Genomic DNA, 15854 nt, shown 5'->3' with positions numbered 1-15854 from the left:
GTTTTCCTTCAGCCCATGGGCATCCAGCAACGTTTATCAGTATAGCATACTTCAAAGGCAAAAGTAAATGTTCGCCAGCTTAAGCTTTAGCGGCCCGACTTCAAAAGTTCTTTGGCACGATCCGCGTCCGCCTGAATCTGGGCGATCAGCTCCGGTACGGAAGGGAACTTCCGCTCATGCCGGATAAAATGGATCAGTTCCACCGTGACATGCTCGCCGTAAATATCCCGGTCAAAATCAAACAAGTGAACCTCGAAGCTTGGCGTCGTTTCGTTCTCATGAAACGTCGGTTTTACCCCCACGTTCATTACGCCGGGTAAAATTCTCCCGTTCAGAAAGGCGCGTACCGCGTAAACGCCTTTAACCGGAATGACGAACTTATCGTCCAGTTTCAAGTTAGCCGTCGGAAAACCAATAGTGCGGCCGCGTTTTTCTCCGCCGATCACGGTTCCGCGCAGCCGGTAGCTGCGGCCGAGCAGACGGCCGGCCCGCTCCAGGTCTCCCCTTTGCAGCGCTTTACGAATTTCCGTACTGCTGACCTTTCCGCCTTCCAGCTCAAATGGCGGGATGACCTCGACGTCCAGCCGGCCGTTCCCCAGCAGGCGGAGCATTTCGGCATTGCCTTCCCCCTTGTGGCCAAAGCGGAAGTCGAAACCGACCACGGCCGCCTCGATGCCTAACGGAAACAGGACGCCTTCCACAAATTGCTGTGGACTTACATGGGAAAAGGAATCGTTAAATTCAACGACGTATACGATATCGACCCCCAGGCCGGCCAGCAGCTCCTGCTTCTCCTGCAGGGGCGTCAGGCTGCCCTCGTAGTCCCCTTTCTTCATCACGTCCTTCGGATGCGGATGGAATGTCATGACGGCCGAAGGGATCTGCTTACCCTTTGCCAGATCCACCGCAGAAGAGATGACGCTGGCATGGCCAAGATGCACTCCGTCGAACTGTCCGATGGCTGCGACCTGCGGCTGGGTATGCTCCCGGATCACCTCCGCAGGCAGCGGGTACGATAAATATACGGTCTTCACTGTTCTTTCACCTGCAATTCCATAGATAATCATTATGACTCAGGCAGAAATACCTTGACCGGAGCGATGGCCCCCGTCTCTGCCTGTTTTTCAAAAATGCCGAGGAATGTTCCCTTTGGATCATACAGACGTATGCATCCGGGCAGGATGACCTCCGGCGTAACCGCTCTGCTTGAGAGCCTCTGGCCCTGCACGGCGGCAGCCGCCTTTTCCTCCAACACGGTATGTGCCGGAAGATGCCGGATCGCTTCATCGATCGGAATCAAATGCTCGTCCAGCTCACCCATCGCGGTCAGGCGCTCGAGATCTTCGAGCGAGAGGCACTTGGAAGCCGGGATTCCTGCCGACATCGTACGTTCCAGCTTCACCATCGTAGAAGGCAGATGCAGAGCCCGCCCGATATCTACGCATAATGTTCGAATGTAGGTCCCCTTGGAGCACAAAACCCGAAAGGAAATGTCCAGGTACGGCCCTTCCCAGGCCGATCCGGTCATTTCAATTTCATGAATCGTCACCTCGCGGCTTTTGCGCTCAACCGTCTTGCCCTCTCGGGCCAGCTCGTACAGCCGTTTACCTTCAACCTTGACAGCGGAATACATCGGGGGCACCTGGGAAATGGTCCCTTCGAAAGTGCGAAGCACCTTCTCCACCTCTTCAGGTGTGACATGGACCTCGTCCACGGATTCCGTGACCGTACCGGTCAAATCCTCCGTATCGGTTGCAATGCCCAGACGCAAGGTTGCCGCGTATTCCTTAGGGAGCTCCTGCATGTACTCCACCACCCGGGTTGCCCGGCCAAGGCAGAGCGGCAAAACACCGGTAACCTCGGGATCCAGCGTTCCGGTGTGCCCAATCCGCTTCATTTTCAAAATACGGCGCGCCTTGGCGACGACATCGTGCGAAGTCATCCCCGCCGGCTTGTCGATGGCCAATACGCCTTCTAAGCTGCTCATAAAAATTGTCTCACCCGTTCTATAACCTGTGGAATTATCGCATCCATAGTTCCTTCGATCCGGCAGCCCGCTGCGCGGACATGCCCGCCGCCTCCAAACGACTGCGCCAGGGCGGCCACGTCAACCTTACCGGCAGACCGAAGGCTTACTTTAACCGCTTGGTCATTGATCACTTTAAATAAAATGCCGACCTCGACCCCCTGAATATTCCGCGGGTAGTTCACGATTCCCTCCAGGTCTTCGTTAGCCGCGTCGGCCTCCACCATATGCTCCGGAGTGACGTACACCCAGCTGATTTTGCCGTCCGGCGTCATCTCAAGCGTGTTCAGCGCTTTGACCAGCACCTTCATCTGGGGCAAAGTCATCGCCTCTAGAAGGCTTTCCGACAGCTCCGGCCCATTGACCCCGTATCCGAGCAGCTCGGAAGCGGCCGCCATCACTTTAGGGGACGTATTGGAATAACGAAAACCTCCGGTATCCGTCAGCAGCCCGGTGTAGATCGCGGTCGCAATCTCCTTCGTCCATCGAAACTCGAAAGCATGGATAAGATCATACAAAATTTCGGCCGTCGCCGCAGCGTCCGGCTTGATCAAAGTCGTGCTTCCGTAGCCATTGTTAGTCGGATGGTGATCGATGTTCAAGATCAAGGCGTCCGAAGCGAAGCATCGCTGCGTCAATCCCACTCTCCCAAAATCGGCGCAATCCACACATATGACATGCTTGAATGAACGTTCCGGTGGATGAAGCTCCATATTCACGATCTGCTCTGACAGGTATAAAAATTTCATCCGTTCAGGAATCGGCCCTTCATTGATCAGAGTAAAATTTTTGCCCAGACATGAGAGAAGCCAGCCCACGGCAACTGTGGAACTGACTGCATCTCCGTCCGGCTGAATATGAGACACTACAAGATAATCATCATGTGTCAGCAAAAACTCCTTTGCCTGCTCAAGCGATTGTTCATAGGTCTGCATTGGCCGTCTCCTTTAAACCGTTTATTTAGTTATCTTCGTTTTTACCGATTTCACCGAGAAGCTTCTCGATGTGACTGCCATACGCGATGGATTCGTCAAATTTAAAAATCAGCTCCGGGGTGTGACGCAGCCGAACTCGCTTGCCCAGCTCCGAGCGGAGAAAGCCGTTCGCCTTCTCCAGAGCCTTTAGCGTGTTGTTCTTCTGCTCGTTATCCCCCAGAACGCTTAAATATACCTTCGCCTGTGACAAATCGTTGGTCACTTCCACACCGGTTACGGTAACGAAACCGATGCGCGGGTCCTTCAGTTCGCTTTGGATGAGCTGGCTCAGTTCTTTCTTGATCTGCTCTCCAACCCGTCCAGCCCGAATTTTAGCCATGCCTGTTCACCTCTCTACTTGCGCTCCACCGTTTCCATGATGAACGCCTCTATAACGTCGCCTTCCTTGACGTCATTATAGCTTTCCAAAGTAATACCACATTCATAACCTTGTGCCACTTCTTTGGCGTCGTCCTTGAAACGTTTGAGCGTATCGATCTTGCCTTCGTGGATGACGATGCCGTCGCGGATCAGGCGGACTTCGGCGTTGCGCGCGATTTTGCCTGACGTAACCATACATCCGGCGATCGTACCCACTTTGCTGATTTTGAAGAGGTTGCGCACTTCTGCGTGGCCGATAACCACTTCTTTATATTCCGGATCCAGCATACCCTTCATGGCCTGCTCGATCTCTTCAATGACGTTGTAAATAACGCGGTGCAGACGGATATCCACTTTCTCCTGCTCGGCGGTTGCACCGGCCTGCGGATCTGGACGGACGTTAAAGCCGATGACGATCGCATTGGACGCCGCCGCCAGAATAATATCGGACTCGGTAATTGCACCTGCGCCGCTGTGGATGATTTTGACGCGTACGCCTTCCACTTCGATCTTGGAGAGAGAGCCCTTCAGCGCTTCGACCGAACCTTGCACGTCGCCCTTGATGATGACGTTCAGGTCCTTGATCTCTCCGTCCTTGATATGCTTGAACAGATCGTCCAGCGTGACGCGGACGTTGCTGCCAAGGTCGGATTGACGCTGGGTAATGGCGCGTTTATCGGCAATCGAACGGGCCTTACGCTCGTCTTCGAATACCATGAACGGATCGCCGGCCAGCGGAACCTCGGTCAGACCAGTGATTTCCACCGGCGTAGACGGTCCGGCTTCCTTCAGACGGCGTCCCTTGTCGTTCACCATTGCCCGGACACGGCCAAAGCAGTTGCCTGCTACGAACGCATCCCCGACTTTCAACGTACCGTGCTGAACCAGGACGCGGGCTACCGGTCCACGGCCTTTATCCAGCTCGGCCTCGATCACAGCACCGCGGGCACGTTTGTCCGGATTGGCTTTGTATTCGTTCACTTCGGCGACCAGAAGGATCATCTCGAGCAGATCTTCAAGTCCCATTCTTTGCTTCGCGGATACGTTGACGAAAATGGTGTCTCCGCCCCACTCTTCCGGAACAAGACCGTATTCAGTCAGCTCCTGCTTCACTTTATCCGGGTTAGCATCCGGTTTGTCGATTTTATTCACCGCCACGATGATCGGCAGCTCGGCCGCCTTCGCGTGGTTGATGGCTTCCACAGTCTGCGGCATGACGCCGTCGTCGGCAGCGACCACGATGATGGTAAGGTCAGTAATTTGCGCACCGCGCGCACGCATAGCCGTAAACGCTTCGTGGCCCGGCGTATCCAGGAATGTGATCTTCTTGCCGTTGATCTCTACCTGATAAGCACCGATGTGCTGCGTAATGCCCCCGGCTTCGCCGCCGGTCACGTTCGTAGAACGGATGGCATCCAGCAGTGTTGTCTTACCATGGTCGACGTGACCCATGATCGTAACAACCGGCGGACGAGTCTTCAGATCGGCCGGTTCGTCGTTCTCCTCGACGGTCTCGAAGCGGTCGTCTTCGACCACGATCTTCACTTCGACTTCGACGCCGAATTCGCCGGCAAGCAGCAGAATTGTATCGATGTCGAGTTCCTGGTTGATCGTTGCCATGACGCCCATAAGGATCAGCTTCTTAATCACTTCGGAAGCATCCTTATGAAGCAGTTTGGCCGTCTCGCCAACGGTCATATTGCCGCGAACGATAATCTTCTTCGGCGTGTTGTCGATCTTCTCACGCGGCGGCTGCTGAGATTGCTGTCTGCCTCGATTGTTCTTGCCCCCGCGATTATTCCGGTTAAATCCTCCGCCCTGGCGGTTGTCGTCAAAGCGTTTCGAACCGTTGTTATTGCCTCCGCGATTCGGCCCGCGATTGCCTGCGCGGTTATCGTTACTTCTAGTGAAGTTGTTGTCGCCGCCTGCGTTTCCCTGCGGGCCGCGGTTTCTGTCGGATGGCTGCGGCGAACGTCCGCCGCCCTGGCGCTGTCCGCCTCCCTGCTGCGATCCTTGGGGGCGATTGCCACCTTGACCGGATCCTTGAGGGCGGTTGCCGCCTTGGCCGGATCCTTGAGGGCGATTGCCGCCTTGGCCGGATCCTTGCGGACGGCCTCCCTGGGAACCTTGATTACGGTTATTCGAACCGGCACCCGCGCCTTGCGGACGGTTACCCGATCCATTCGATTGACCTTGAGGTCTGCTTTGCTGAGATCCTGAGTGACTTCTGCGGGAATCCTGCCCGCCCTGTGGTCTTTGCGACCCTGTTTGTGTGGTGTTATTCAATTTATTATTCATACCTACCTGCTTTTCCTGTTGTTTTTGTGTTGGGTCCGATCCGGCTGCCCGGCCGCCCTGGTTACGCTGAGTGCCTGCCTCGTTTCTGACCGCGGAAGTGCTCGCCACGGTCTGGCGGTCTCCGCCTTCCCTCTTGGCGGCCGCATTCGACTTAATATCCTTGAAAAATTGTTCCACCTTCGAGACTGCATCGTTCTCCATAACGCTCATATGATTGTTAACGGGAACATCAAGCCTTTTCAAAATGGTTATGATTTCCTTACTGCTCATATTAAGTGATTTTGCATATTCGTACACGCGCAGCTTATCTTTACTGTCCTGTTTACTCAATATACTCCACCTCCGAATTATCTCCAAGACTCTTGGAGATCATTTCTGCGAATCCTTGATCCGTAATGGCGAGCACAACCCTTTCGGGCTTTCCAATGCTTGTGCCCAGGCTTTCCCGGTCAAATCCGATCACCAGAGGAATGTTGTATGTCCCGCATTTATCGCGGAACTTTTTTTGTGTATTGGCTGAGGCGTCAGCCGCCAGTATGACTAGCTTCGCTTCGGAAGACCGGATCGCTTTCAGGACGATTTCATCGCCGGTGACCATTTTCCCCGCCCGCATGGCAAGACCTAGGCGGGACAAAGTTTTACTCATCAACCGAACGTTCCTTTACGGCCAAAAATTCGTCTTCCACGAGCACAAAGTCATCTGCGAGCTGTTCGTAAATTTCCGGTTTGACATGATGCTTCAGAGCCCGATCCAGTGATTTGTTCTTCTGTGCCAGTTTAAAGCAAGATACTTTGCCGCAGAGATACGCCCCCCGGCCCGACTTCTTGCCAGTCAGGTCGATCAGCACTTCATCTTCCGGCGTTTTGACAATACGGATCAGTTCCTTCTTGGGCATCATTTCCTGGCATGCCACGCATTTGCGCAGCGGAACTTTTCTTTGTTTCATGCCGTGACCCCCGTCCTGTTTTGGAATTAATCGACGGAGACGGAATCTTGATGCATTTCACCCGAGGATGTTTTCGGTCTGCCGAATTCCTGTTCCGCCTGACTCTCGCTCTTAATATCGATCTTCCATCCTGTCAGCTTGGCTGCAAGACGGGCGTTCTGCCCTTTGATCCCGATGGCGAGAGACAATTGATAATCCGGCACGATGACGCGTGCCATCTTCTCGTCTTCAAATACGATCACTTCCAGAACTTTGGAAGGGCTGAGGGCGTTGGCCACATACTCCTCCACCAGTTCGGAAAAACGTACGATGTCGATTTTTTCACCGCGCAGCTCATTGACAATGGTCTGCACACGCATGCCCTTCGGCCCCACGCAAGAGCCGACAGGATCCACTTCCGGATTGCGGGAATAGACTGCGATCTTCGAGCGGAATCCCGCTTCACGGGCGACGGAGCGAATTTCTACGACACCGTCGAAAATTTCAGGAACCTCCAGCTCGAACAAACGCTTCAAGAGCCCCGGATGCGTGCGCGACAGCATGATTTGCGGACCCTTCGTCGTATTCTCCACCTTCGTGATGTAGGCCTTGATCCGGTCGCCGTGCTTGAACTTCTCGCTCGGCATCAGCTCGTTCAGCGGCAGCACCGCTTCCACCTTGCCCAAGTCCACGTAGAAGTTGCGCGGATCCTGACGCTGGACCGTACCGGTCACGATGTCCTCTTCTTTGTCGACGAAAGCGTTATAAATCAAGCCGCGCTCCGCCTCGCGGATCCGCTGCGTGACGACCTGTTTGGCCGTTTGGGCGGCAATCCGGCCGAAATCACGGGGAGTTACCTCGATTTCCGCAATATCTTCAATTTGGAAATGCGGATTGATCTCGCGGGCGGCAGGCAGGGAAATTTCGGTACGGGGATCCAGCACCTCTTCCACGATCAGCTTGCGGGCGAACACTTTGATAACCCCGGTATTCCGGTTCATGTCGACGCGAACGTTCTGCGCCGTGTTAAAATTCCGTTTGTAACTGGAAATCAGCGCAGCCTCGATGGCTTCGAACAAAATGTCTTTGCTGATTCCTTTCTCTCTTTCCAACTCATTCATCGCTTCAATAAAATCCATACTCATTGGAAATCAATTCCCCCTTTCAAAGTGCAGCCTTGTACTTAAAAAATAATCGCCAGTCTGGCGCTGGCAACTTTTGCATACGGGATGCTGTATTCCTTCTTGCCCGCAGAAATGACAAGAACGTCGTCCTCGAACGAAAGAAGCCGGCCTTCAAATTCCTTCTGGCCATCTACCTGCTCGTAAACCGTTACAAAAACATCCTTGCCTACGGCTTTGGTTACGTCTTCCTTCTTCTTGAGCGGACGTTCTGCGCCAGGAGAGGAGACCTCCAGAAAGTAAGCTTCGGGAACCGGATCGTTCTCGTCCAGCTTCTGGCTCAGGTACTCACTGATCATCCCGCAGTCATCGATATCGATGCCGCCTTCCTTGTCAACAAAGACGCGGAGAAAGTAGTTGCTGCCTTCCTTCACGTATTCGACGTCGACAAGCTCGAAGTTATGCTCATCCAAATAGGGCTGTACCATTTGTTCCACAATTCCTTTGATCTTCGGTGTGCTCAAAGATTATAACCTCCAAGGCTTCAAATATCCTATATACCAAAGAGTAAAGAGTGGGTCGCCCCACTCTTTAAACAACGGTTTTATCTACATGATTACCAAAAAAATTATAACATAGTCTGGATATACTGACAAGTATGATGCCTTGACTAAACCTTATGCAGCAAGGGGTTAGGGCGTTACACACAAAAGACGGAATTAAAATAACGATAGCTGATTGCTTTCCGGCAGCCCCCTGAAGCAGCCCATTTGCGTAAGCAGCTCGATGATCGTCTTACTCGCTTTGGACTTCTGCTGGAAATCCTCAATGGAGAGAAACTCCCCGTATTCGCGGGCGGCGGCGATATTTTTGGCCGCGTTCTCCCCGATGCCGGCCAGCGCCGAGAACGGTGGAATCAGCGATTCCCCGTCCACCATAAACCGGGTCGCATCGGAACGGTACAAATCGATCGGCTTGAATGTAAATCCGCGAGCGGTCATTTCCAGCGCCATCTCGAGGATCGAGAGCATGCTCTTCTCCTTGGTCGTCGCCTGGAAGCCTTTCTGCTCAATCTCTTCGATTTGCCGGTAGATGGCCTCATAGCCCTGGCAGCACAGCTCGATATCGAAATCTTCGGCACGGACCGAGAAATAGGTCGCATAGTATTCGATGGGATGGTACAGCTTGAAGTAAGCCGTGCGCACTGCAGATATAACATATGCGGCGGCGTGGGCTTTCGGGAACATGTACTGGATTTTGAGACAGGAGTCGATATACCACTGCGGCACCTTGCACCGCTTCATCTCCTCGATCCATTCCGGCGTCAAGCCCTTGCCCTTACGCACGCTTTCCGTAATTTTAAACGCCAGGCCGGCATCCATGCCGGCTTTGTAAATCAGGAACAGCATAATGTCGTCACGACAGCCGATTACCGTCTTGATGTTGCAGGTGCCGTTCTTGATCAGCTCCTGCGCATTGCCGAGCCATACGCCCGTTCCGTGGGACAGACCCGAGATTTGCAGTAAGTCGGCAAAGGAGGACGGCTTCGACTCGATCAGCATCTGGCGGACGAACTTCGTGCCCATCTCCGGCACGCCGTAGGTGGCCACCGGCGTCCGGATTTGTTCCGGCTTCACCTCAAGCGCCTCAGTCGAGTTGAACATGCTCATAACCTTCGGATCATTCATCGGAATCGTCGTCGGATCGACCCCGGTCAAATCCTGCAGCATCCGCATCATGGTCGGGTCGTCGTGCCCCAGAATATCGAGCTTGAGCAGGTTCGCGTCGAAGGCGTGATAATCGAAGTGGGTCGTCTTCCATTCCGCGCTCGTATCGTCCGCCGGGAATTGGACCGGCGTAATATCTTCCACTTCCATGTAATCAGGGACGACGACGATGCCGCCCGGATGCTGGCCCGTGCTCCGCTTGACGCCGGTGCATCCGGCAGCGAGCCGGTTCAACTCCGCTCCGCGCCACTTTTTATGATATTCTTCTTCGTATTTCTTTGTATAACCGAAAGCCGTTTTCTCGGCCACGGTACCTATAGTTCCTGCACGGAACACACATTTTTCGCCAAAAATTTCTTTTGTATAATTGTGTGCGGTCGGCTGATATTCCCCTGAAAAGTTCAAGTCGATATCGGGAACCTTGTCGCCTTTAAAGCCAAGGAACGTTTCGAACGGGATGTCCTGCCCTTCGCCCTTCAGCATTTGGCCGCAGTCCGGGCATTGCTTGTCGGGAAGGTCAAATCCGCTCGGCACGCTGCCGTCCAGGAACCATTCGCTGTGCTTGCATTCCGGATTTTTGCAAATATAATGCGCCGGCAGCGGGTTAACCTCGGAAATGCCCAGGAACGTCGCGACGACGGACGATCCGACGGAACCCCGCGAACCGACGAGATAGCCATCCTTGTTCGACTTTTTCACCAGCCGCTCGGAAATGAGATAGTTGGCGGAGAAGCCGAATTTGATAATCGGCTCCAGCTCCTTCTCCAGCCGCGCGACGACAACTTCCGGCAAGTCTTCGCCATAAATCGACCGCGCCGTGGCATAGCAAGTGTTGCGGATTTCCTCATCCGCCCCGTCGATAATCGGCGTAAACAGCTTGTCCGGGAACAGCTCGTATTCCTCAAAGCGGTCGGCCAGATCGTTGGTATTCTTCACAACCACATCCATCGCCTTGTCCGGACCAAGGAACTCGAATTCCTCCAGCATCTCTTCCGTCGTCCGGAAATGGGCATCCGGCTTACGGATATCTTTCAGCGGGCTAAAGCCCGTGATGCCGTGAATCGTAATGTCCCGGAACAGCTTGTCCCGCGGCTCCAAGTAGTGCACATTGCCCGTGGCGATCACGGGCTTGTTCAGCTTTTCCCCGATCTCGCACACCGTCTTGATGGCGTTCTTCAGCTCAATCGTGCTTCCTACGAGTCCTTTATCCACAAGATGCATGTACATCGTCAGCGGCTGAATTTCCAAAATATCGTAGAACTGCGCGACCTCGGTCGCCTCCTCCACCGTCTTGTTCAGCACGGTTTCGAAGAACTCGCCCTTCTCGCAGCCGGAAATGACCAGCAGCCCTTCGCGCATCTCCTCCAGCTTCGATTTCGGGATGCACGGCACCCGCTTGAAGTATTCGGTGTGCGACATCGACACTAACTTGTACAAGTTTTTCTTGCCGATCGGGTTCAGAGCGTAAATTCCGCAGTGGAACGGACGTGAATTGGACAGATCCGTGCCGACGTAATCATTCAAACGTTCCAGGCGTGTCAGCCCTTTGATCTTCTCGGCATCCGCCAGCAGTCCGTCCAGAATGCCGGCCAGGGCAATCGTATCGTCAATCGCCCGGTGGTGGCTTTCCAGCGCCACTTTATACTTATCCGCCAACGTGTTGAGGCGGTGGTTTTTCATCGTCGGGTGAAGCAATCTGGCCAACTCCAGCGTATCAAGCGCCGGGTTGTCCAGTTCCGGCATGCCGAGCTCCTTCAGGGCAGCCTGGATGAAGCCGACGTCGAACCGTGCGTTGTGAGCTACAAGTACGCCGTCACCGACAAACTTGACGAAGTCCTGGATGACGGGCTCAAGCTCCGGCGCATCCTTGACCATCTCGTCGTTAATGTTGGTCAGCTGCTGGATGTGATACGGTATCTTTTCATGCGGGTTGACAAACGTAGCGTAGCGGTCGACTTCCTTGCCTTCCTGCATTTTGACGGCCGCAAGCTCGATGATTTTGTTGTTCGTGATCGACAGACCCGTGGTCTCGATATCGAATACGATGTAGGTCGCGGACTTCAAGTCCATCGGCTTCGGCTGCATGACGACCGGGACGGAATCATTCACCACATTGGCTTCAACTCCGTAAATCATCTTAATCCCGTTCTTCTTCGCTGCCTTCGCCGCTTCCGGATAACTCTGCAAGCCGCCGTGATCCGACACGGCGATCGCTTTGTGGCCCCACTTGGCGGCCGTCTTGATGTACTGGTCGATCGGAGTAACGGCGTCCATCGTGCTCATCGTCGTATGCAGGTGGAATTCCACCCGCTTCTCCGGAGCATTATCCTTGCGGACAGGAGGCGCCTGGACTTCGATCAAATCCGAAGGAATCATGACCAGTTCGGGAATCGTCATGAAGCGGTCCATCTCGACGCGGCCGCGGGCTTTCACCCATTTGCCGTTGGCGAGCAGGCTCAGAACTTTCACATCTTCTTTCGTCTTCGCAAACATTTTCATCTGCAGTGAATCCGTAAAGTCCGTCAGGTTAAATATAAACAGCGTGCTGCCGTTACGCAGTTCTTTGCGATCCAGGCCAAATACGGTGCCTTGAATCGTAATTTTCTTCTCTTCGTCCTGGATTTCCTGAATCGGAACCGGCTGTTCCTTGATGTCGTAACCGACCTGAAGAAAGACATCTTCATCGTCGCCCTCGGCTGCGCGCGTTTCCGCTTCCATGCTGGAGATCATCTTCTGGATGACCTCCCGCTCTTCCTCGAGCTTCTTCTGCGCGAACTCCTCGTACATTTCCCGCTGGACTTCGCCGACTTGAATTTTGACGCGTAGAGGAACCTCGAAATAATGCGCAAAGAAACGGGTGAGCGCCTGGTCGATTTGCTTCTTTCTCGCCAGCTCCAGCGACGTATTGTCGGACATCGTGACCGTCAAGGTTTCCCCGTCCAACTCATGCTTAGCTCTGGCCATCCAGCCGTTGACGGAAGGGATTTCGCGGTGAACCCACTCCAGGAAAAGGTTCCAGTATGCGCCGACGATATCCTTGCGGTCCACTTCTTCCGCATATTTGAACACAAACGACAGCTTCGCAATATGCTGCATTTTCTCCTGAAGCCTTAGGCAGAACGTCCGGTATACCTCACCCGGGACTAAGGTTTCCTTCCAAACGGTGATTCTCCATTCCTGATTGCTCCGGCTGATCTCCACCTGTTCGATATGACCATCCAGAAAATAGGGATCCACGATCGCGGGCGGCATTTCCCCCTGCTTCATCAGCAGCTCGAACCGTTTTCTCTTATCCCCCACGTTTTCCATGCTCTCCTCCCCCTTTTAAAGCGCTAATCCATAAACATGAAGAGCTTCTGTTCACAAAAATGTCTCGATCCCGTGCACCGACTCATTTCTGGCAGAAGCTCCTCATTCATTATTTCATCCGGCCTCTCTACCGATCCGCCGGTTTCTTCCCTGCTTATGCGGGAAACGAATCAACTCTCAGCTTGGCTGCCGCAGCATTAATACGCTCTGGCAAAAACGACGGTGTGCTTGGCCGGCTGTCCGCATACCAGACAGGTATGCTTCTCTTCCGCAGGCTCGAACGGAATGTTCCGGCTGGTTGCCCCGGTCTCTTCCTTCACTTTGCTCTCGCATGCTTCCGAACCGCACCATCCCGCCAGGGTAAATCCGCGCTGCTGTTCCATGCTGCTCTTCATTTCCTCCAGCGTATCCACCGAATAGAAGTGGTCGTTCATAAACTGCTTGGCGCGATCGAACATTTCCTTCTGCACCTGATCGAGCATCGTCTGAACTTCTTCGACCAGATTGGCCTGCTGAACGACCTTCTTTTCGCCGGTAATCCGGGAGACGAGTACGCAGACGCCGTTCTCCATGTCGCGTGGACCGATTTCCAGGCGCACCGGAACGCCGCGCATTTCGTATTCGTTGAATTTCCATCCCGGGCGAAGGTCGCTGCGGTCATCCACGCGCACGCGGATGCCTGCCTGCTTCAGCTCGGCGAACAGCTCGTCCGTGCGGGCAACGACGGCATCCCAAGTTTTCGGCGGTCCAATCGGAACCATGATCACCTGCGTCGGAGCCACTTTTGGCGGCAGCGCCAAGCCCCGGTCATCTCCGTGCACCATAATCATCGAACCGATCAGGCGCGTGCTTGTGCCCCAAGATGTTGTATGAACGTATTCCTGCTTGTTGTCCCTGCTTAAGTATTGAATGTCAAACGCCACCGCAAAGTTGGTGCCCAGGTAGTGGGAAGTTCCCGCCTGAACCGCACGGCCGTCCTTCATCATCGCTTCGATCGAGAACGTCTCCACCGCACCGGCGAATTTCTCGGAAGGCGTCTTCTGGCCGGTAATAACCGGGATCGCCAAAAACTCTTCCACGAATTGACGGTACACTTCCAGCATCTTCATCGTTTCTTCGCGTGCTTCTTCTTCCGTCTCGTGAGCGGTATGGCCTTCCTGCCACAAAAACTCGCTCGTGCGGAGGAACGGCAGCGTGCGTTTCTCCCAGCGGACGACGTTGGCCCACTGGTTGATGAGCACCGGCAGGTCGCGGTAGGATTGGATCCACTTGGCGTACATATGCCCGAACATCGTCTCCGACGTCGGACGGATCGCCAAACGCTCTTCCAACTTGTCTCCTCCTGCTTCAGTCACCCAAGGCAGCTCGGGATTAAAGCCTTCGACATGCTCTTTTTCTTTCTGGAAAAAGCTCTCCGGAATAAAGAGCGGAAAGTAGGCGTTGCGGTGGCCTGTTTCCTTGAAACGGCGGTCCAGATCGCGCTGGATGTGCTCCCAGATTTCGTAGCCGTCCGGACGGAAGACGATACAGCCGCGGACCGGCGAATAATCCATCAGATCGGCTTTCTTGATCACATCAATATACCAGCGGGAGAAATCTTCTCCCTGCGGTGTAATCTCCGTCACAAATTGTTTATCGTTTGACATAAAAATGGACTTCCTCCCAAGTTCACCCCGTTCTAGCCGGGGACATCATTAGTTATCCGTTAATCAATCGTAATATATCATTATAGGTTACGGCAATCATTAATAGGAACAGCATGGCGAAGCCCACAAAATGGACCATGCCTTCCCGGCTCGGATCGATCGGCTTGCCCCGGAGCGCTTCAACGCCGAGGAACACCAGCCGGCTTCCGTCCATTGCCGGGATCGGCAGCAGGTTGAAGATCCCCAGGTAGAGGCTGAGAATCGCCGCCCAATATGTCAACTGCACGATGCCCTGCTTCGCGATCTGGCCCGTGACTTCGAACGTCCGTACAGGTCCGCCCAGATCGTCCATGTTAAACTGCTTAATCAGCTGGCCGAAGCCCTGGAAAATGATCTTGGTCGTATCGACCATCGCGACTCCTGCTCCGCTGAAGGTTTCGCCGATCGACGCTTTGCGGCTTGGCAGTTGCGGTGTAATCCCCACCTTACCGCCTTCCTGACCTTCCATCGCGCGCGGAGTCAGCGTTACGTTAAACACTTCGTCGCCCCGCCGGATCGTCCATTCCATCGGCTTGTCCTTGGATTTGGAGGTCAAATCGATCATTTTCTGATAATCCGCGCCGATCTTCACGCCATCGATCGAATCGATGATGTCGCCTTTCTTCAGGTTCGCTTCGTACGCAGGCATTCCTTTGGAAATGTCGCCAATCTGCACATACGTCGGATTTTCCAGCGGGATTCCCGCCATCTGCAGATGAACCCCAAAGAGAACGAAGGCCAGAATAAAGTTCATCAGCGGCCCTGCAAAAATGGAAAGCGCACGCTGTCCCACCGTCTTGCTGGCAAACTGGCGGTCCCTTGGCGCAATTTGCGTCTCATGGGATTTGGCGACCAGCATCGCCTTCGAATAAATCGGGTACTGCTGGCTCTCGCCGTCCACGTTCAAGCGGACCTTCAAATCATCGACCATATCGATAAATTCGACTTCGCCGCGGATGACGTTCTTCCGGTTGTCCAGCTGATCCAGGTATATCTTTTTCACTTCGCCGCCGCCGACGCGGACCGCGATGGTCTGACCGGGATGAATTTCCACGATTTCGGGATCTTCCCCCGCCATTCGGGCATAACCTCCGAAAGGCAGCAGCCGCAGCGTGAACTGCGTTTCATTGCGTTTATAAGAAAACAGTTTCGGACCGAAACCGATCGCAAATTCCCGTACCAAAATGCCGGCGCGTCTGGCAAAGTAAAAATGCCCCCATTCATGTACCGTCACGATGACGAAAAACATGAGCACCGTCAAAAATACTACCTGCACCATTTCCAATCGTCGCATCCCCCTTAATTTGTCTGAGACCGAAGTTTCTCCGCATCTATATCACCCGATGGATTAAAGCCTGCAGCGCGAAATGAAGCTCGTCTTTAATTCAGTCTATATAGATTATCATT

General features: G+C 54.0%; 12 protein-coding genes. All 12 read right to left on the bottom strand.

Annotated features, from left to right (window positions below; translation table 11 throughout):
• Positions 1–86: 86 nt before the first annotated feature.
• On the bottom strand, positions 87–1067 hold the full coding sequence (locus CJP46_RS01325; RefSeq protein ID WP_373557949.1) for a bifunctional riboflavin kinase/FAD synthetase: 981 nt from the start codon (positions 1065–1067) through the stop codon (positions 87–89).
• The gene (gene truB / locus CJP46_RS01320) at positions 1067–1987 is read right to left on the bottom strand and encodes a tRNA pseudouridine(55) synthase TruB (RefSeq protein WP_094593810.1); all 921 of its coding nucleotides are present in this window, start codon (positions 1985–1987) and stop codon (positions 1067–1069) included. The genes CJP46_RS01325 and truB overlap by 1 nt, the downstream gene beginning before the upstream one ends.
• Positions 1984–2961, bottom strand: coding sequence for a DHH family phosphoesterase (locus CJP46_RS01315; RefSeq protein ID WP_094593809.1), 978 nt, complete (start codon positions 2959–2961; stop codon positions 1984–1986). The genes truB and CJP46_RS01315 overlap by 4 nt, the downstream gene beginning before the upstream one ends.
• Before the next feature lie 25 nt (positions 2962–2986).
• On the bottom strand, positions 2987–3340 hold the full coding sequence (rbfA, locus tag CJP46_RS01310) for a 30S ribosome-binding factor RbfA (RefSeq protein WP_094593808.1): 354 nt from the start codon (positions 3338–3340) through the stop codon (positions 2987–2989).
• 14 nt (positions 3341–3354) lie between these two features.
• Positions 3355–6009, bottom strand: a complete 2655-nt coding sequence (gene infB / locus CJP46_RS01305) for a translation initiation factor IF-2 (protein ID WP_094593807.1) — start codon at positions 6007–6009, stop codon at positions 3355–3357.
• Positions 6002–6325, bottom strand: coding sequence for a YlxQ family RNA-binding protein (locus tag CJP46_RS01300; protein WP_094593806.1), 324 nt, complete (start codon positions 6323–6325; stop codon positions 6002–6004). Before CJP46_RS01300 ends, infB begins: the two co-directional genes overlap by 8 nt.
• On the bottom strand, positions 6318–6626 hold the full coding sequence (gene rnpM / locus CJP46_RS01295) for an RNase P modulator RnpM (protein WP_076168056.1): 309 nt from the start codon (positions 6624–6626) through the stop codon (positions 6318–6320). Before rnpM ends, CJP46_RS01300 begins: the two co-directional genes overlap by 8 nt.
• A 26-nt stretch (positions 6627–6652) precedes the next feature.
• Positions 6653–7750, bottom strand: coding sequence for a transcription termination factor NusA (gene nusA / locus CJP46_RS01290; protein ID WP_094593805.1), 1098 nt, complete (start codon positions 7748–7750; stop codon positions 6653–6655).
• A 38-nt stretch (positions 7751–7788) separates the two neighbouring features.
• Positions 7789–8250 (bottom strand): ribosome maturation factor RimP, encoded by a 462-nt coding sequence (gene rimP, locus CJP46_RS01285; protein ID WP_094593804.1) that lies wholly within the window; start codon positions 8248–8250, stop codon positions 7789–7791.
• A 195-nt stretch (positions 8251–8445) separates the two neighbouring features.
• A complete protein-coding gene (locus CJP46_RS01280; protein ID WP_094593803.1) occupies positions 8446–12762 on the bottom strand; it encodes a PolC-type DNA polymerase III in 4317 nt (1438 codons plus the stop codon).
• Between the two features lie 197 nt (positions 12763–12959).
• Complete coding sequence (gene proS, locus CJP46_RS01275) at positions 12960–14408, bottom strand: proline--tRNA ligase (protein ID WP_094593802.1); 1449 nt, start codon at positions 14406–14408, stop codon at positions 12960–12962.
• Positions 14409–14460: 52 nt separating this feature from the next.
• Complete coding sequence (rseP, locus tag CJP46_RS01270) at positions 14461–15732, bottom strand: RIP metalloprotease RseP (protein WP_094593801.1); 1272 nt, start codon at positions 15730–15732, stop codon at positions 14461–14463.
• Positions 15733–15854 lie beyond the last annotated feature (122 nt).

Origin of the sequence: Paenibacillus sp. XY044, from assembly GCF_002257645.1 — a bacterium.
Lineage (GTDB): Bacteria > Bacillota > Bacilli > Paenibacillales > Paenibacillaceae > Paenibacillus_AQ.
The sequence above is the reverse complement of the archived record's forward strand: the minus strand, read 5'-3'. Positions and strand labels throughout refer to the sequence as shown.